General features: G+C 51.6%; 15 protein-coding genes. All 15 read left to right on the top strand.

Features of this window, described 5'->3' with window-relative positions:
• Positions 1-123: 123 nt before the first annotated feature.
• Positions 124-687 carry a Uma2 family endonuclease gene (locus METBU_RS0117480; RefSeq protein WP_017841853.1) on the top strand — a complete coding sequence of 188 codons (564 nt, stop codon included), beginning with the start codon at positions 124-126 and terminating at the stop codon, positions 685-687.
• A complete protein-coding gene (locus METBU_RS0117475; RefSeq protein WP_017841852.1) occupies positions 671-1717 on the top strand; it encodes a sulfite exporter TauE/SafE family protein in 1047 nt (348 codons plus the stop codon). The genes METBU_RS0117480 and METBU_RS0117475 overlap by 17 nt, the downstream gene beginning before the upstream one ends.
• Positions 1718-1719: 2 nt before the next feature.
• Positions 1720-2280, top strand: a complete 561-nt coding sequence (locus METBU_RS0117470) for a hypothetical protein (RefSeq protein ID WP_026130298.1) — start codon at positions 1720-1722, stop codon at positions 2278-2280.
• A 2-nt stretch (positions 2281-2282) separates the two neighbouring features.
• Entirely contained in the window at positions 2283-2468 is a 186-nt protein-coding gene (locus tag METBU_RS0117465) for an addiction module protein (RefSeq protein ID WP_017841850.1), read from the top strand.
• A 56-nt stretch (positions 2469-2524) separates the two neighbouring features.
• Positions 2525-3154 carry a COG4648 family protein gene (locus tag METBU_RS25465; RefSeq protein ID WP_138767240.1) on the top strand — a complete coding sequence of 210 codons (630 nt, stop codon included), beginning with the start codon at positions 2525-2527 and terminating at the stop codon, positions 3152-3154.
• Complete coding sequence (locus METBU_RS0117455; RefSeq protein ID WP_017841848.1) at positions 3154-3798, top strand: LolA family protein; 645 nt, start codon at positions 3154-3156, stop codon at positions 3796-3798. Before METBU_RS25465 ends, METBU_RS0117455 begins: the two co-directional genes overlap by 1 nt.
• Position 3799: 1 nt before the next feature.
• Positions 3800-6100 (top strand): MMPL family transporter, encoded by a 2301-nt coding sequence (locus METBU_RS0117450; protein ID WP_017841847.1) that lies wholly within the window; start codon positions 3800-3802, stop codon positions 6098-6100.
• A gap of 593 nt (positions 6101-6693) precedes the next feature.
• Positions 6694-7233 carry a hypothetical protein gene (locus tag METBU_RS0117445; RefSeq protein ID WP_017841846.1) on the top strand — a complete coding sequence of 180 codons (540 nt, stop codon included), beginning with the start codon at positions 6694-6696 and terminating at the stop codon, positions 7231-7233.
• Between the two features lie 9 nt (positions 7234-7242).
• A complete protein-coding gene (locus METBU_RS0117440) occupies positions 7243-8565 on the top strand; it encodes an NAD(P)/FAD-dependent oxidoreductase (protein WP_017841845.1) in 1323 nt (440 codons plus the stop codon).
• Positions 8566-9090: 525 nt separating this feature from the next.
• Positions 9091-12735, top strand: coding sequence for a response regulator (locus METBU_RS25460; RefSeq protein ID WP_017841844.1), 3645 nt, complete (start codon positions 9091-9093; stop codon positions 12733-12735).
• Complete coding sequence (locus METBU_RS24615) at positions 12732-13133, top strand: response regulator (protein ID WP_017841843.1); 402 nt, start codon at positions 12732-12734, stop codon at positions 13131-13133. The genes METBU_RS25460 and METBU_RS24615 overlap by 4 nt, the downstream gene beginning before the upstream one ends.
• On the top strand, positions 13120-13509 hold the full coding sequence (locus tag METBU_RS0117425) for a response regulator (protein ID WP_014150095.1): 390 nt from the start codon (positions 13120-13122) through the stop codon (positions 13507-13509). Before METBU_RS24615 ends, METBU_RS0117425 begins: the two co-directional genes overlap by 14 nt.
• The gene (locus METBU_RS0117420) at positions 13496-15778 is read left to right on the top strand and encodes an EAL domain-containing protein (protein WP_051056254.1); all 2283 of its coding nucleotides are present in this window, start codon (positions 13496-13498) and stop codon (positions 15776-15778) included. Before METBU_RS0117425 ends, METBU_RS0117420 begins: the two co-directional genes overlap by 14 nt.
• 681 nt (positions 15779-16459) lie before the next feature.
• The gene (locus METBU_RS0117415) at positions 16460-16861 is read left to right on the top strand and encodes an exosortase system-associated protein, TIGR04073 family (protein WP_017841841.1); all 402 of its coding nucleotides are present in this window, start codon (positions 16460-16462) and stop codon (positions 16859-16861) included.
• A gap of 36 nt (positions 16862-16897) precedes the next feature.
• The gene (locus METBU_RS0117410; protein WP_017841840.1) at positions 16898-17806 is read left to right on the top strand and encodes a lytic transglycosylase domain-containing protein; all 909 of its coding nucleotides are present in this window, start codon (positions 16898-16900) and stop codon (positions 17804-17806) included.
• Positions 17807-17847 lie beyond the last annotated feature (41 nt).

The following is a 17847-nucleotide window of genomic DNA, read 5'->3' as shown; positions in this document are numbered from 1 at the left end:
GTCAAGCCTACAGGGACGTATTCACGGCGTCCTGCCAAGCGAGTCACCGAACCTCCGCAAAGCCTACTACTTGTAGAAGTTATTTTGTGCATATTCTTTAAGATTCTCAGGATAAATAGATTTATGCAACAAGCAGAATCATTAACATTTACCGTCGACGGTTTTTTGGCCTGGGAGGAATCCCAAACCGAGAAACACGAATACATTGCCGGCGAGACCTTCGCGATGGTCGGCGCGCGGCGCGAGCATGTTCTCGTTACCGGTAACTTATTGGCCGCGCTTAAGCTACGATTACGCGGTACGCCTTGTCAATCCTACATGGCCGACATGAAACTGCGGGTCGAGTCGGCCGACGCGTTCTTCTATCCCGATGTCATGGTGACTTGCCATCCGGAAGACCGCAAGGCCGGGCAATTTTTAGCCCATCCGACGCTCATCGCCGAAGTATTGTCCGATTCCACCGAGGCATTTGACAGGGGCCCTAAATTCGCCGCATACCGCAGTTTGGAGTCGCTCAAGGAATATGTCATCGTCGATATCGACGCGCTACGGGTGGAGTGTTATCGGCGGACTTCGGACAACGAATGGATGCTGCATGATTACACCGGCCAACAAGATTGCCGATTTTCCAGTCTCGAATTAACGGTTCCGCTCGCTGAAATTTTTGAGGATGTTCTTGCGGATTAAGCGTTCACCAGCCTTGATCGACAATCAAACGGTAATTCATCCAACCGACCGTTTAAATAAACCATTACTGTTTAGCACGGCTTTGGCACTTGCGGTTTGGCTGATTTGGTACGCCTACAGCTCGCCGGATAGCCTATCGATCATCGAAGAAAATTGGGCCGTCACTTTGACGATGGTCTTCGGCTCGTTCATCGCCGGCGCGACCAGCGAAGGCGGCGGGGCGGTCGCTTTCCCTGTGTTCACGAAAGTGCTGCATATCGCGCCGCTCGATGCCAAGATCTTCTCATTGGCCATTCAAAGCGTCGGCATGACCGCCGCGTCGTTGACGATTATCGCGCTACGCGTTTCGGTTGCCTGGCCGGTCATTGCCTGGGCCAGTTTGGGCGGTTTGGTCGGGGTTTCGATTAGCTCTACGGCATTGGCGCCCTTGCTACCGCCCGCTCTGTTAAAAATGCTATTCACCGCGATGATCGCTGCTTTTGCATTGCCGTTGACGATCTTGACTTGGCAAAAGCGACTGTATAATGACACGCTGCCGTTTTTCGGCGCGCGCGAAAAAGCCATTTGGCTATTGATCGGAACCGTCGGTGGCGGCATGACCGGCTTGGTCGGTAGCGGCATCGATATCATTTGTTTTTCGGTGATGGTGTTGTGGTTCCGTTTATCGGAAAAGGTGTCGACGCCGACGTCGGTGATCTTGATGGCGGTCAATGCGCTGGCCGGATTTGCGCTGCATGGGTTCTTGCTGGATAGCTTCAACGCGACGGTTGAGCGTTACTGGCTGGCGGCGGTGCCTGTCGTCGTGATCGGCGCGCCATTGGGCGCTTATTGCTGTACAAAACTGAATAGTCGGGCCATTGCCGTGATTTTGATCCTATTGATCCTGGTCGAGTTGCTCAGCTCGCTGATATTGATTCCATTAACTGCTAATATTATCGGCATCAGCATGACGGTTTTCGTCATTTTTTTGTGGTTCTATTATCGAATGGCCCGATCGGCACGTTACCGGCCGGCCTGTAAAGGAGAATGATGATGCGTATGACTAATCGCGGTTTATTTTTATTAATACTGTTTTCGCTGGCCTCCTGCACCAGGGCCATCAAGCCCGAAGCCCTGCCGTCACATATCTCATTGGGGGCCACCTACTACACGCAATTCGTGATGCGTTACGAAAAAGGCGTGCATCCGACGACCAATTACCGGCGCGGCGCGTCGATTCCGGTCAATACCCCGGTTAGGCTATTGAAAATGACCAATAAAACGATCGAAGTCGAGGTCGATAATTCCAGCCAGCATTTGACGATAAAAAATGTTCAAAAACATACCGGAGATGACGTCTACCGGGCCTTCGATAAATTATTCGCGTCGAACAAAGTCGATCTATCGCGATTCAACGCCTTGGAAAAGCAGCATATTCAAAACGGCACGGTAGCTAAAGGCATGAGCAAGGACGCAGTACTAGTCGCGATCGGCTATCCGCCGATCACCGAAACGCCGAACTTGGACGGCAACCGCTGGGTTTACTGGAGCCACCGTTTTAATCGTTTCAATGTGCATTTCAAAGACAGCAAGGTGAGCTGGGTCGAGGAATGATTATGAATACATTTGAAATCAACAAAATGACTACGACAGAACGTCTTGAAACCATGGAGGCAATTTGGGACTCCTTGGTTCGTGACGAAACTGAAATTGGCATGCCTGATTGGCACCGAGATGTTCTCGACGAAAGACGCTTACGTATTGAACGAGGCGAAGCGAAGTGTTTTTCCCTTAACAAATGAGTGGTCGGCGCTAAGCCCATTCTTGCTTTTTTCCTTATTATGTATCCTTGTTCGATATGACCGCCCTCATAAAAAGCATTATCGCCACCGGCTTGTTTTTGTCCTATCCGTATCTGGTTTACCGGGGGATTGAAAGCGGGATGGTCTGGTTGGCGCCGGCTATTTTTTCCGGCATCTATCTCATGCGGGCGTTGGCCGCGCCCAGCCTGAGAGTCAAAATCTACAAAGGACTGTTCGCGCTTGCCTTGCTGTTGGGCGCGTATTATCTGCAAACCGTAACCGCGAAAATATTGCCGGTATTGATTCAACTCATGTTGATGGGCGTTTTCGGGCGGACTTTGCTCAAAGACAAGGGACCGCCGTTTATCGAAAGCTTCGTAAGGTTGGAGTTTCCGGAAATTCCTCCCGAAATTCTTGTCTATTGCCGTCAATTGACCCTGCTCTGGACCGGATTTTTCGCATTCAATGCCGCGATGTGTACAGTCTTGGCAATCTGGGGCAACGACTTTTGGTGGACACTCTATAACGGCGCATTGATCTATGCGATGATCGGCGCTCTGATGATCGGAGAATACATTTATCGCCATTTCCGCTTTCCCGGCCTGGGCATTCCCGACCCGCGCTCGACGATTAAAACGATGATCGTCAACGGACGTAGAATCTGGATGGATGTGCAGGCGCGTTAATGAAAAAACCTAACATCACATCATTTTGCTCAACATTTCTTTTGTTGCCGATATTGTTATCGGCAAATGCTGCCCATGCCGTCGATACCGAGTGGAAAGTCATGCAAAGGATGCAATCGGATACGGCGGTACGAATCGCCTATCGAGAAACCCGCATACTGGAACTCATCGACCAACCTTGGCAAGGCAGCGGATATCTGTACTCGCTTGCGCCGGATTTGATGATCAAAGAGCAATTGCAACCGGAGCGGGTCTTGATGGGCATCAAGGGCGACCGGATGTTCTATTTCGATCCGGCGGCTAATGTACGCCATCGCGGCGAGTTGGACGCGGCCAATCCGCTAAGCTTGCATATCGCCTTCTTCAATGCCTTGGTCAATGCCGATGTGGCCTTACTGCATCGGGTGTATCGCGTCAATTTCGACGCCCGGGAGCAAGACTGGCTTATGACGCTGAAACCCAGGCGCGGAGATCGATCCGGACTGACTGTCGTTATTTCCGGCCAGCCCGGACAACAAGCCGAGCGTATCGAAATCAGGCAGGCCGACGGCGATTTCAGCGAATTTTTGTTGCGCAAGGATGCTGAAGGCGAGGCGATCGAAACCGAAGTGAATCGCTTGTATAAAGAATTGCAGGGGAACTGATTTGCCGAACCGACGCAAGAGCCTGTTTTATCTGTTGCCGCCATTGCTGTCATTACTGGTGGCACTGACGGTCGAATTCAAGACCGACCTGTCCGCCTTCATCGTCGCCGGCGACAATGCCGAGGAACTGCTGCTCGCGAGCGAAATGCAGTCCGGCGCATTGTCGCGGCGCTATTTGATTTCGGTCGGCTCGGATGACGGCAAGCCGGTGACCGGCGCTTTCATTGAGACGCTGCAAGAACGCTTGAATGCCATCGACGGCGTGCTCGAAGTCTGGTCGCCCGAACGACAAAACCAAAACATCGAAGCGGTGCAAGTGCTATACCGCGATTACGCCGGCGCGCTGTACAGCCTTAAGCCGGAGCAGGATTTGGCAGAGCTGTTCACGCCGCAAGGCTTGGCGCAACGAGCCGAGTTTTTGAAACGAGCGCTATTGTCTCCGCAGGGCGCGATGGTCAAAAGCATCGCCTTGCAAGATCCCTTGTTATTGACGCTGAACGGCTTTCGCACCGTCGGTGCGCAAATGCAACAAGCCGGCATCGCCAATACGCAATACCGGAATCTGATCCTGGAAACCGAAATGGCCGGATTGGACGCGCCGCAACAAAGCCGAATTCAGGCGGCGATCGAACAAGCCTTCAAAGAACTGATGCATGACCGGCCGGAGTCATGGCGACTGGAAATGACCGGCGTTCCGGTGTTCGCGGCAGCAACGCAACAATTGATTCAGGGCGATATCGTCCAAATCAGTATCCTTTCTTCGCTCGCGCTAATGACGTTGTTTCTGCTGTTGTTTCGTTCGTTTGGGGCGCTACTGCAAGTGTTCACCTTATTGATCATCGTGATCTTGAGCGCGATATTGAGCACCGCTTGGGTGTTCGGCTATGTGCACGGCATGACTATCGCGATCGGCTCCACGCTGATCGGTATCTGCATCGACTACCCGATACATGCGATTGCGCACGCGCAAACGGTTCGCGCCGAGGACAAGACCGCGGCAATTATTAGAATCTGGCCCAGCCTGTTACTGGGCGGCATAACGACCTTAGTCGGTTATGCCGCCTTAGGCGCGTCCGGTTATCCGGGATTTCAACAAATAGCGATCTATGCCGGCACCGGTATCATTGCCGCTTTATTGTTGACTCGCTTCATCTTGCCGGGATTGGTCGCGGGCGACGACCGCAGAACGTTAAAGGTTCCGCTAGTCGCGCGTTGGGCAAGCTTCTGCGCGCGTTTCCGGCCTTGGCTATTGACGGTATTGTTGGCGCTGCTGGGCTCGTCGTTATTCGCCTTACCGTCGTTACGCTGGCTCGAAGACATGCAGGATCTAACGCCGGAACTGGATTATCTGAAAGAAAACGATAAACGAATCAGGGCGCGTATGGTCAGTATCGAGCCGGGGCGTTTCGTGCTGATTACCGGGCAAGACATCGAAACCGCACTGCAAAAAGCCGAGCAAGTTTATCCGGTGCTGGATCGATTAAAACAACAAGGCGATCTAAACGAGTATTTCGGCCTGTATCCGTGGTTACTATCGACACGTCAGCAAGAACTTAATCAAGCCCTATTGCAAGACCATCTGACCGACGCCAATCGGCAGCTTTGGCAACAGGCGCTGCGAGAACAGGGCTTGTCGGTCGAACGGCTAGGTCGGTTCGACTATCCGAAGCAGGACGCGCTGACATTAGAGCAGGTATTCGAAACACCGGTCAAAAGATTGATCGACAGCCGCATCATCAGCACGGAGCGTCAAAGCGTCGTGATGATCTGGCTGGCCGAACATGAACCCGAAGCGCTACGGGCGGCGCTAGCTACGATAGAGGATGCACGCTATTTCAGCCAGCGAGATATGCTCAACGACATGACCCGCGACTATACCGAGCGGGCGCAAACTTTGCTGGCGGCCGGTTTATTCATTATCGTGCTGCTATTGGCCGTGCGCTACCGAAGCCTGGTAAAAACGCTACAAACCCTATTGCCGGCGGTACTGGCGGCGCTGTTCATTTTAAGTCTCTGGTCGCTCGGCGGCGCGGCGATCAGTTTTCTGCATTTGGTCGGTTTTCTGTTGGTCGTCGCAATCTGTGTCGATTACGGTATTTTTTACCAGGAAAATCGCGGCGGCGATATCAAACTAACCTATCAAGCGATGGCCGCCTCGATGTCGACCAGCGCGCTGGCTTTCGGTTGTCTAGGTACAGCCGAGAGCACGTCGCTAAGAATTCTGGCCGGTGTCGTCGTGCTCGGCGTGTTGCTGGGCTTTTTGTTTTGTCCGCTGATTATCAAGCACAGGGAAGATTCCTGAGACACACTAAAACGCCGGCATAACGGTAAAAATCGGCATTGACCGACCCTAAATTCAGCAGTTTAACCATGAAGATCATGAAATACTTCAAGAGATTATCTAAACTTTCTTGCCAACCTCTTGAGTAAACGAAGGCTCTATGCAACTGCATAATAATGTTCTTGAAGGACCAGCAATCACCCCGGCAAACGAAAATTCGGGGCGTGGGGAGGGTGCGGTCACTCGCCCGACAGGACGCCGTGAATACGTCCATGTAGGCTCGACGGCGGCTCGAATGCCAAGGATGGCGTGAATGCAGATTTTGCAGGAGCAAAAATCTGCCCTGCCGCCGACGCCTGTCGATCGAGCAACCGCACCCTCTTCGGAACCGGCATTTGCTCTGTCAAGCGCTGTATATCGAAAAATTAGATAAAGAGTCCAAATCTACGAGCTTTCACAGTAAATTATTGAATTGAATTCTTATTCTTCATGATTTCCAGGGTGAAATGCTTTTCTAAGATGAAAGGATTGAAGGCTTCAAAAACACGCCGTTCAATTAAATGCCGGCATGCTATGCTTATACGCTTGTTTATTAATACTAAGAGGAGGAAATGATGAAGTTAACTTATTTGATGTTATCGGTTTTTCTGTTGAGCTTGAGCGGCTGTGCTTCGCAAGCCAACAAATCGAGCGCCCAGCCGATACAAACCAGCGGTACCGGCACCTTGATCATTAAACCGATCGCGTTTAAAGACGAGTCTTATATTCGAGGCGCAGTTAAAGAAGAATGCAACCTAGACGGCAAGCTATCTCAGTTCATCAAGGAAAATGCCGCGCGGCAATATGCCGATATCCTTACCGATACCGAAACAGGCCCTGCGGACGCGAAAGTTCTAACCGTCACGATCGATGAAGTGCAAGGCGCTGCCGGCGGAGCATGGTCGGGTCCTAAAACCGTCACGATTACCGGAACGCTCACTGAAAACGGCAAAGAGTTGGGCGATTTCAAGGCCCGGCGTTATTCCGGAGGCGGCATGTTCGGCGCCTATAAAGGCACTTGCGCCATTCTGGGCCGCTGCGTTAAAACCTTAGGCCGCGATGTCGCCGAATGGATGACGCATCCGACGGCAAAGGCCGTTTTGGGCGATTTGTAAGGTCACTTTATGACTGCTATCCCCAGCTCTTGCGACGTTCTGGTGATCGGCGGCGGCCCGGCCGGAAGCAGCGCGGCCACGCATCTGGCGCAAGCCGGCATCGATGTCGTGTTGCTCGACCGGGCGACTTTCCCTCGCAATCAAGTCGGTGAAAGCCTGATTCCGCATATTTGGAAATTTACCGATATGACCGGCGTATCGGAAAAAATCGAACATGAAGGCTTTCTCGCTAAAGCCGGCAGCATCACGGTCTGGAACGGCAAGATCAAACAAATCCGCTTTTCGGACTTCGGTTATACCCGCCCCGGCCTGCATGTCGAACGCGATATTTTCGACGACATCCTGCTAAAGCATGCCCAAAGCTGCGACGCCCGGGTGTTTCACGAAGTCGCGGTCAAAAAAATCGACCTTTCCGACAGCCTTTGGCCGAAAGTACACTATACCGACAAGCGCGGCCGCAGTAACGATGACGGCAGCATTCGTTGCCGCTTTGTCGTCGACGCGAGCGGCCCGAGCTCTTTGTTGGCCAACCAGTTTAAAACCCGCCGCACCATCAGTTCGCAGACGAATTTTTTATCGTTGTGGGGTTATTTTGAAAACTCACGATTTGTCGGCGTCGATCGTCAAAGTCATAGCGAAGAAGAACTAAATCGAATCAAGCCGGTTACCTTTGTCATGTCCTTTGAAGACGGCTGGATCTGGCATATCGTATTGCGCGGCAAAACCAGCGTCGGCCTCATCGCGCCGACCGAACGCACCAAAGGCATGGACCGGCAGCAACGGGAAGCCTTTTTTCTGAACGCCTGCAAGACATTGCCGCATTTGAGCCGCCTGCTGGAGCCTGCGCAATTCATCGAAGGCTCGCTGCAATTCAGGCCGAATTATTCTTATTATTCCGACACTATCTGCGGCGAAAACTATTACTGCATCGGCGATGCCGCGGCTTTTGTCGACCCGGTATTTTCCCACGGCGTGCAAAACGCCTTATACAATGCGGCGGCGGCGACGCTGGCGATCAAAGAATCGCTCAAGCACGAAAAGCATCGCTTGCGTTACAGTCAATTATGCGAAAGCCGTATGCAGCAATTTTACGGATTCTCAAGAGCCCTGTCGCTCGGCGACTTCGGTTGTAACGGCGTCAATCCGCAGCTCGTTAAAAACCTAATGAAAGCGATGCCGCCGTTGGAATTGGAGCTCATCCTGTTCGCCTCGGAAACCACCAACCGCTCCGAAAACTTCCGACGCCTAGCCCGGGAAGCCGGCGTGTTAGGGTGCTTTGAGGAAAGCTTTTCCGGTAAAGCTCATGAACGAATCGAAGCTTTGGATTTTTAAGCGGAGCAACCCGGATTTAGTGAAATGGAATCCGAAAATTTCGAAGCCTGAAATCTCCCGTATTCCGCCCTGTCTGCGGACGATTACGCAAAAGGTGTTGCTTTATTAACAAGACAATTGCCTTTGGGGCTTCGGCTTGTCCAGGTTAAGCAATGTCAACAGAAATAAATATGTGATAGCCGTCTCATTTCTCAAGAAGATAAGGTGCATTATCTTCATATAAGAAAGAGAATCGACGTTAGAAATCGTTATTACCGGAGTGCTATGCGTACCATGGCAAGCCCACCAATGCTTAACATCAGCCTTTATGGTTTGATCCGGGTAGGGAATTCGGTGCTTAACGACATGAAGGTACGCGCAGCGTACCCTACAATTTATGTATGACGACGAGCGGTTCTCCGTGGGAACGAGGAAAATCTTTATCCAAAAAGCAGAGGATGATGTGTGTTGTAGGTAGGTATTTTTACGCGGGAGCGAGCCTAACATTCATTTCAGCTTAACTAATCGATTAAGCAAGGCGGATTCATGAAAAAAACATTGATGCAGCTCTTGACTACAGATTTACTTAAAAATCTATCGATTAGTCTTAGAGGCCGCCTGCTGTTGCTGGTTTTTGTGTCGTCGATTCCGGCTTTCGGTTTAATCATCTATTCGGCGATCGAAGATCATAAGGCCGCCGAGCGAGAAGCTCGAGAACAAACCCGAGCTTTAGCCGCGAGGATCGCCGACAAGCAAAATCGGCTATTCGAAGAAACGCGGCAATCGCTGGTCTTATTGTCGAATATACCTTATGTCACCGTTCCCGAGCTATTGCCTCGCTGCCAAGAATCCTTGCCTCGCATTCATAGCCAAAATTCTTTGTTCGCCGACATCGGCATGACGGATAGCGAAGGTAATTTATTATGCAATGCACTGAATTTCGAGAACCCTGCCAATTTTTCCGAACGATTATGGTTTCGCCGCGCCATCGCTAGCCGACAGTTCGCCATCGGCGATATCATCTTCGGCCTACCTTTAAAATCGCCCGAATTGATCATGGGTCACCCCGTCTTTACAGAGGACGGAAAGCTATTGAAAGTACTCTATGCCTCGATCGACCTGTCTTGGCTGCGGGCGGCACTAACACCGTTATTACAGTCGGACGAGACCGTGGTATCGCTCATCGATACCGATAATACCGTGTTGCTGCGCGTTCCGGATACCGATTACGAATGGACAGGACGATCCGCGCCGGCGAGGGAAATACCTAACGGCAACTGCCGGGCATTTGAGGAGTTCCAGGATGTGGACGGTATTTCACGAATATATGCCTCCGAACCCGTGCTATGGATCGACGAAAAATGCATCCATGTGCGGGTCGGCGTACCGAAACAGGTTTTTTTCGAGCCGGTCGAATCGCGCCTGTATCGGAACATCACCGTACTATCGGCCGCAAGCTTGGCGGCATTGTTAATTGCCTGGTTCGGTAGCCGATGGCTGGTCTTGCATCGAATGAATATTTTAACCGATGCGGCTCAACGACTGGGCGAAGGCGATTGGTCCGCGCGCGCCAACCTCGATAAATCCGGTGATGAAATCGGCCGTCTCGCGCGCATATTCGATCAAACGGCCGCTCGATTACAGAGCCGCGAGGCCCGCTTGCTGCAATCCGACCGGGCGCTGTCGCACGCCAACCGCGCCTTGAATGTCTTGAGCGCCGGCAACAGAGCCATGCTGCATACCGAGAACGAACAAAGCTTGCTGAATGAAATCACCCGTATGATCGTGGAAAAAGGCGGTTACCGAATGGCTTGGGTGGGATTTGCCAAGCACGATACCGACAAAAACATCGAGCCGGTGGCGCACGCCGGCAGCGATCGGGACTATGTCGACCGCCTAAACCTAAGCTGGGGAAATGATAGTACGCGCCATGGCGCTTGCGGACGAGCCATAGCCGAAGGCCGTCCGATAGTCGTGCCCGACATCGCCATGGCGCCGGAATACCGTTCCTGGCGCGAGGCGGCTTTGCAATGCGGCTTCGCTTCTTGCATCGCACTACCGTTGATCGATAGTCATCAAACTTTGGGCATGCTCAGCATCTATGCCACGGAAACCGATGCTTTCGACAGCGTCGAAATCGAATTATTGAAGGAGGCTGCTGCCGATTTGACTTACGGTATTTGCAGACTGCGCGATCAAGCCCGGAGCCGGCAGGCCGACGAAATCGAAGACCTCTACAACAAAGCGCCATGCGGTTATCATTCGCTGGACGAACAGGGACGCTTCATTCGCATCAACGACACCGAACTGGCTTGGCTGGGCTACGCACGGGAAGAAGTGATCGGTAATATGCGTTTTTTAGATCTCTTGACACCATCGAGCCAAAAGGCATTCGAGGAAAATTTTTCTATTTTCAAAAAACGAGGCTGGGTACGCGAGCTCGAATTCGAGATGCTGCGCAAGGACGGCACGATTTTACCGGTATTACTGAATGCTTCCGCGATTCGCGACGAAAACGGTAGCTATTTATCAAGCCGATCGACCGTTTACGATATCACCGATCGAAAACGCGCCGAAGAAGCGATGCTTCAGACCAAAGAAGCAGCAGAAACCTTATCCCGCATCAAAAGCGAATTTTTGGCCAATATGTCCCACGAATTACGCACGCCGCTTAACGCAATCATCGGCTTTTCCGAAGTACTCAAAGACGAGCTGATCGGAGAAATGACGCCGGAGCAACGTGAATATGTCACCGACATCTTTCATAGCGGCCAGCATTTACTCTCGTTGATCAACGACATCCTCGATCTGTCGAAAATCGAAGCCGGCAAGATGGCCTTGGATCTCGACACGCTCGATATCGACGATTTACTGCGCAATAGTCTTGCTATTGTCAAGGAAAAGGCTGCGGCACACCGCGTCCGGCTGCAGCTTGAAACGGCAGAACCGATAGGGCCGGCCATGCTCGACGGACGTAAGACCAAGCAGATCATTTATAACTTACTGTCCAACGCGGTCAAATTTACGCATGAAGATGGCCGGGTGACACTACGGTACCGCAAGGTAAGCCGCCTCGATGTCGAAGCTTGGACTTCCGATGCGGAAACTTGTCTGCGAATGCCTTTACCGGTAAACCACTTCGAGCAATTTATGGAATTCGAAATCGAGGATAGCGGCATCGGAATTTCGGTCGAGGATGCGCCTCGCCTATTCCACGCCTTTTCGCAATTGGATTCCTCACTGTCCCGTAAAAGCGAAGGCACCGGGCTAGGCTTGGTGTTAGTGTTAAAACTAGCCCAACTCCACGGCGGCACCATGGCCGTGGCCAGCACGCCGGGACAGGGCAGCCGTTTCTTCGTTTGGCTGCCCTGGCGCGATATCGGTGCCGATCATATCGAGCGGCTCCCCTCTAACCGGCAAAACGAGTTGGACTCCGGGTATTCATTGGCGCTGGTGATCGAAGATAACCCGGTCGCCGCCGAGTTGATCCGCTTGCAATTGGAGCCGGAAGGATTCGAAATAGCGCTTGCCGAAAATGCTGCAGCGGGACTTGAACTGCTGGCACGTCTACAGCCCTCGCTGATCATTCTGGATATCCTTTTGCCGGATATGGACGGCTGGGAACTGTTGGCCCGTATCAAACAATCCGATAGCCCCGCAACGAACATTCCGGTGGTCATCGTATCGATAGTCGCAGACGCGCAAAAAGGCTTCGCTCTGGGCGCCAGCGCGGTATTGCAAAAGCCGGTAGGCCGAAACGAATTGGTTAACGTGCTGACAAAATTAAGACCGGTAACGCCGATGGAAGGCGTTAAAGTTTTGGTCGTCGACGACGATCCGAAATCCGTGGACCTGTTATCAGCTTATCTGCTCGAACCCGGGTATATTGTATTGAAGGCCTATGGCGGCAAGGACGGCATCGCTCTGGCTCAACGCGAACGGCCCGATCTGCTGGTGTTGGATTTGATGATGCCAGATATCAACGGATTCGATGTCGTGGAAGCACTGAAGCAGAGCCCCGACACCGCCGATATTCCGATTGTAGTGGTAACAGCGAAGACTTTGACGACCGAAGACCGCGCCGTCTTGAACGGAAACGTTGCGGCCATCATGGAAAAATCCAGTTTCAATCACAAGAGTTTCGCCAACGAAGTCCGAAGATCTTTGCGACTGAACAAGAGAACAATATGACTGCGCAAATACTGGTAGTGGAAGATACGTTTATCAATATGAAACTCGTCTGCATGCTGCTTGAAAAGGCCGGCTACCGGGTGTTGCGGGCCGACAACGCCGAAGACGGCATCGCGCTGGCGCAAAGATATTTGCCCGACCTAATTCTGATGGACATTCAATTGCCCGGTATCGACGGGCTTGAAGCGACTCGTCTTTTGAAAAAAGCGGATGCTACAAAGCATATTAAAGTCGTCGCATTGACCGCTTTCGCAATGAAAGGCGATGAGGAAAAAATGATCGCGGCCGGTTGCGACGGCTATATCGCCAAACCGATTCAGTACAAAAATTTTCTTGGAGAAGTTGAAAAAACGCTTTCGATGAACCTCCCAAAGGAAGAACGCCATGACAATACCTAAAAAAATCTTGATTACCGACGACGACCCGATTAACCGTAAACTGGTGGAAAGCCTTTTAAAACCGAATGGTTACGATATTCGTAGCGTGGAGTCCGGACAAGCCGCGCTGGATGCGGTCGATTTCGACCCGCCCGACTTGATTTTGCTCGATCTGATGATGCCGGGCATGGATGGCTTCGAAGTGGTCAGGCGGCTCAAAGCCGATGCCGCTACCGGCCGAATCCCTATTGTGATGTTGACGGCGCTCGATGACGACGGTTCGCGCGCCCGCCTGACTTCGGCCGGGATCTCCGTGATCCTGACCAAGCCTTTAGACCGCTGGGCCTTACAAGGCTGTATCAATCAATTGCTGGGAGGCTGTCATGGCATCGAGTGATACGCCTATCGGCGAAACTCACACGAAAACGGAGCTAGAGAGGAGGAACCGGCTCTATACGATGTTGAGCCATATCAACCGATGCATTATCCGCACCAAAGACCCTCAGGAACTTTACGTTGCGGCTTGCCGCATCGCCATCGAAAGCGGCGGTTTCGCGATTGCCTGGATAGGCTTGATCGACTCGGAAACTGGAAGCCTGATACCGGTCGCCTCTGCCGGTAACGTCACGGTAACTCAGCTCAAGAGTTTAAATGAAGGCAAATTCGACGTCTTATCGAACGACAAGGAGACCGCCGGCGGGTCGCGCTTTTCATCCTGGATCGAAATGTCCGAGCAATTAGGCTTGCTTGAAGGCGCCTCCTTTCCGATACGGCTTGAAGGCAAGACCGTCGGCTCTTTCAATATCGCGGCGAAAGAGCCGGGCTTTTTCCGCGACGCCGAAATCAATCTATTGCTCGAAGTGGTGGATGATATTTCGTTCGCGCTCGACATTATCCGCCGTGAGGAGAAGCGGACCGCCGCCGAGAGTAAGATGCGCTATTTCGTCTATTACGACTCCCAAACCGGCCTCCCTAGCCGCGCGCTATTCGAAGAACGCTTGAACGAATCTTGTTATAACGGAAACGCGCATCAAGTCGTCGTGATGGTCGTCAACCTTCGCAGGCTACAAATCGTCTTGCATTTACTGGAACCCAATACCGGCCTGGCGATTATCCGGACTCTGGTCGACAGACTCGAATCGGTATTGCCGGCCGTTCCTCGCGCTCGCATCGACGAGGCGAAATTCGCCCTGCTATTGCAAGATCCGGAAGGTTTGCATGTCGCGGAAGAGCTGGCCTGGGAAATTCATAAGGTCTTGGCCGAGGCCGTCGAGATCGACGGGCAAGAGTACTATCTCGACCCGTTTATCGGCATCGCAAGATTTCCATTGGACGGCGAACCGGCGGAGGTTCTCAAGCACGCCATACTGGCCGCCTCTTCCCCCGACACCGACACTATTTGCCGTTTTTTCTTCGCCGATATGGATGAAGGATCGCGGCGGCAACTGAATCTCGACACCGCATTGCGCCGCGCTCTGGAGCGCAATGAATTCATTTTGCATTATCAACCGCAATTGGATTTATCGACAGGCCGGATCATCGGCGCCGAAGCCTTACTGCGTTGGCAAAGCCGCGATTACGGCTTGGTTTCGCCGCTGAACTTCATCCCGCTGCTCGAAGAAAACGGCATGATAAACACGATCGGCGAATGGGTGCTGCAAGAGGCTTGCCGGCTCAATCGAAAATGGCAAGACGAAGGACTCCCGCCGTTGCGCATGGCGGTCAATCTTTCGGCTAGACAATTTCATGGCGGCGATATTCCGAACATAGTCAAGCGAACTCTCGAGAAAACCGGTCTTGAACCGCAATGGCTGGAATTGGAACTGACCGAGAGCATCGTACTGATGGATGCCGATAAAGTCATCCGTACGATGCACGAGATATCAGCGGAAGGCATCGGTTTCGCATTGGACGATTTCGGTACTGGCTATTCATCGCTCAGTTATTTGCAGCGGCTTCCGGTTGCCCGAATCAAAATAGATAAATCCTTCGTAGCCAATCTCACTTCTAATCCAAGCGATGCGGCGATCGTTCGCGCGGTCGTCGGAATGGCGCACAGTTTAGGCTTGAAAGTCATCGCCGAAGGCGTCGAAACCGAAGGACAACTGGGTTTTTTACGCGGCATCAACTGCGAAGAAATCCAGGGCTACTTATTCAGCCGTCCATTGCCGGCCGATGATTTTACCTTGTTATTACGAGAGGGCCGAAGTATTCCGCCCAAGCAAATCGAGAAGCCGGAACGGGTCTTATTACTAATCGACGACGAGTCGAATATCATTTCGGCATTGACGCGCGTATTACGACGCAAGGGATTTCGCATCGTCGGCACTACGAGTATCAAGGAAGGATTCGAATTGATGGCGATTCATCAACCGGGCGTTGTCATTTGCGACCAGCGCATGCCGGAAATGACCGGAACCGAATTTCTAAGGCGGATCAAGGACATTTACCCCGACACGATACGCATCGTGCTGTCGGGTTATACCGAATTAAATTCCGTGATCGATGCGGTCAATCATGGCGAAGTCTACAAGTTTCTGACCAAGCCGTGGGAAGACGAAGCGCTTTGCCAAGTAATCGGCGATGCGTTTAATATTTACGAATTGCGCCAGGAAAATCGCTATCTTTCTCGAAAGCTAAATACAAATCGAGCTAGATCCGAATAGACTTAAAGAGACCTTTTCCCCGCGTGCATCAAGCTACTCCCTTTTGATTGAAAAACCGTCTAAGAATAATAAGGATTTGGTCGAAAATAACTTCCTTATTTTTGGAGGGTTCGGTAGCTCGATTGGCAGGTGTCGGCGGCAGGCAAAGCCGCCGAGAAATCCTCGCCACGCACACCCCGCACCCTTTTTATCCTCAAATTGGGAATTGCTGCCGAACCCTCAACAAAGCTCATAGTTCCAGGATGTTATTTATACCTTTCGCACTTCAAATTTCGGCAGTGCCTGAGGAGTCGCCAGGGTGTGCGGCAAAGGCTTTGCCAGCATGGAGCTGGCATAGAGCTTACAGGGATGTATTCACGGCGTCCTTTGACGGACACCCTGGTGCCGAATTTTGATCTGCGATGGGTATATCACAGCAATTCCCAGTTTGAGCAGTTTCGCCGATTTTAGGGTATGGGATATGTCTATCGAGGATCTTGGACGATTTTGATACTGCTAGGTTTCCACGCTTTGTGTCGTAATCACCGGGACCTAAATGAAAAGACGGTTATAATTACTTAAATTAATTAACTATTCAGTCCCCAGGCAATTATCGTTCCCACACTCTGCGTGGGAACGATAGGGGTGTGAATAATTACTAAATTAATCGTCGTTTAATAATAATTTTGGAGCGTTTATATCATGATCGATAAAGCTATTAAGTTGCCGGTTTTTGTCATTTTGCTTTGTGTGTCGACGTTTTCTCATGCCGAGCCCGAACAGGATAGCTATGCCACTCAATTTTTTGCAAAATCAGGCAATGCTTTGGCAAATATCACTACCGGTTGGCTAGAAGTCCCTAAAAACATTTATATTACCACCCGAGAAACTAATATTATTTACGGTTTCATTGGCGGCACCGGCATGGGGATTTTTCATTTGGCTGGACGCATAGCCACAGGCGTGTTCAACCTTATCACCGCGCCGATTCCTTCCGACCCGATCGTCAACCCTCACTACGTCTGGAACGATTTCGGCACGAAAACCACATACGCCGTTCAGTTTTACCTAGAAGAACCCAGTACCGAAACAGCTCCTCAATAACCTAAGTCGTCTGTTGACGAAAGCAATTCTATCAAAATGTCTTTCATCCCCCGATTATTGCCGTTATTGTTGGCCCTACTCGTATTATTATTTTACGGCACGTTTAGCTTCGCTCAACAAGATGAAGAACTCGAGACGATACTCGAATTAGAGATGCCCGCAACACGTCAATTGATGGAACGCGCTTTTAGGTTGACGCGTCATGGGCGTAATCGTAACGACTATTGGCAAGCGGCTGTCAATTTTTGCAAAGCAGCGCGCCTAGGCAGCATCGAGGCCCAATATCAATTAGGCATGTTGTACGCATCCGGAACCGGCGTTCGCTCTCATCGTGATTACGCCGCCGCTTTATTTGCCACGGCCGGACAGCAAGGTCATCAATTAGCTCAAGCCATGCTCGATTCCATGCCGTTGAAAAAACTACAACTACCCGGCTGCATGCTTTCCGACAAACAATTGCCGGCTAAATCGGGCTATCGATCGCATTCGTTCTCTTTTTCCAAGGATATCGACATTGATAAGCTGATAAAAAAACTGCCGCCTCAAAAAACATGGATCATCGATTTAGTCTATACGATGGCGCCTTGGTATCAAATCGATCCACGCTTGGCGCTATCGATTATCAGCATTGAATCGAACTTCAATCCCAATGCCGTCTCGCCCAAAAATGCGATGGGCTTGATGCAATTGATTCCGGCCACGGCCGAGCGCTTCAATGTCCAAGACGCGTTCGATGCCGCACAAAACATCAAAGCGGGTTTACGTTATTTGAGGTGGTTGCTAAAACGTTACGATGGCGATGTGGCGCTCGCCGCGGCCGGCTATAATGCGGGGGAAGGCGCTGTCGACCGACATAAGGGCATTCCACCCTATCCCGAAACGCAGGCTTATGTAGCGCGCGTACTCAATTTATATAAAAACAAACGATGCTGCGATGGGTTTTGAGTTTGGTTTCGTTGCATCATGATCAGGCGCCCGGCCTCATC

Source organism: Methylotuvimicrobium buryatense 5G, assembly GCF_000341735.1.
Taxonomy (GTDB): Bacteria; Pseudomonadota; Gammaproteobacteria; order Methylococcales; family Methylomonadaceae; genus Methylotuvimicrobium; species Methylotuvimicrobium buryatense.
This window is presented reverse-complemented; position numbering and strand designations above follow the sequence as displayed.

What these genes read in the sequence shown, in the direction of transcription:
- METBU_RS0117480 (WP_017841853.1), top strand. Translation starts at nt 124, where the DNA reads ATGCAACAAGCAGAATCATTAACATTTACCGTCGACGGTTTTTTGGCC.
- METBU_RS0117475 (WP_017841852.1), top strand. Translation starts at nt 671, where the DNA reads ATGTTCTTGCGGATTAAGCGTTCACCAGCCTTGATCGACAATCAAACG.
- METBU_RS0117470 (WP_026130298.1), top strand. Translation starts at nt 1,720, where the DNA reads ATGCGTATGACTAATCGCGGTTTATTTTTATTAATACTGTTTTCGCTG.
- METBU_RS0117465 (WP_017841850.1), top strand. Translation starts at nt 2,283, where the DNA reads ATGAATACATTTGAAATCAACAAAATGACTACGACAGAACGTCTTGAA.
- METBU_RS25465 (WP_138767240.1), top strand. Translation starts at nt 2,525, where the DNA reads ATGACCGCCCTCATAAAAAGCATTATCGCCACCGGCTTGTTTTTGTCC.
- METBU_RS0117455 (WP_017841848.1), top strand. Translation starts at nt 3,154, where the DNA reads ATGAAAAAACCTAACATCACATCATTTTGCTCAACATTTCTTTTGTTG.
- METBU_RS0117445 (WP_017841846.1), top strand. Translation starts at nt 6,694, where the DNA reads ATGAAGTTAACTTATTTGATGTTATCGGTTTTTCTGTTGAGCTTGAGC.
- METBU_RS0117440 (WP_017841845.1), top strand. Translation starts at nt 7,243, where the DNA reads ATGACTGCTATCCCCAGCTCTTGCGACGTTCTGGTGATCGGCGGCGGC.
- METBU_RS25460 (WP_017841844.1), top strand. Translation starts at nt 9,091, where the DNA reads ATGAAAAAAACATTGATGCAGCTCTTGACTACAGATTTACTTAAAAAT.
- METBU_RS24615 (WP_017841843.1), top strand. Translation starts at nt 12,732, where the DNA reads ATGACTGCGCAAATACTGGTAGTGGAAGATACGTTTATCAATATGAAA.
- METBU_RS0117425 (WP_014150095.1), top strand. Translation starts at nt 13,120, where the DNA reads ATGACAATACCTAAAAAAATCTTGATTACCGACGACGACCCGATTAAC.
- METBU_RS0117420 (WP_051056254.1), top strand. Translation starts at nt 13,496, where the DNA reads ATGGCATCGAGTGATACGCCTATCGGCGAAACTCACACGAAAACGGAG.
- METBU_RS0117415 (WP_017841841.1), top strand. Translation starts at nt 16,460, where the DNA reads ATGATCGATAAAGCTATTAAGTTGCCGGTTTTTGTCATTTTGCTTTGT.
- METBU_RS0117410 (WP_017841840.1), top strand. Translation starts at nt 16,898, where the DNA reads ATGTCTTTCATCCCCCGATTATTGCCGTTATTGTTGGCCCTACTCGTA.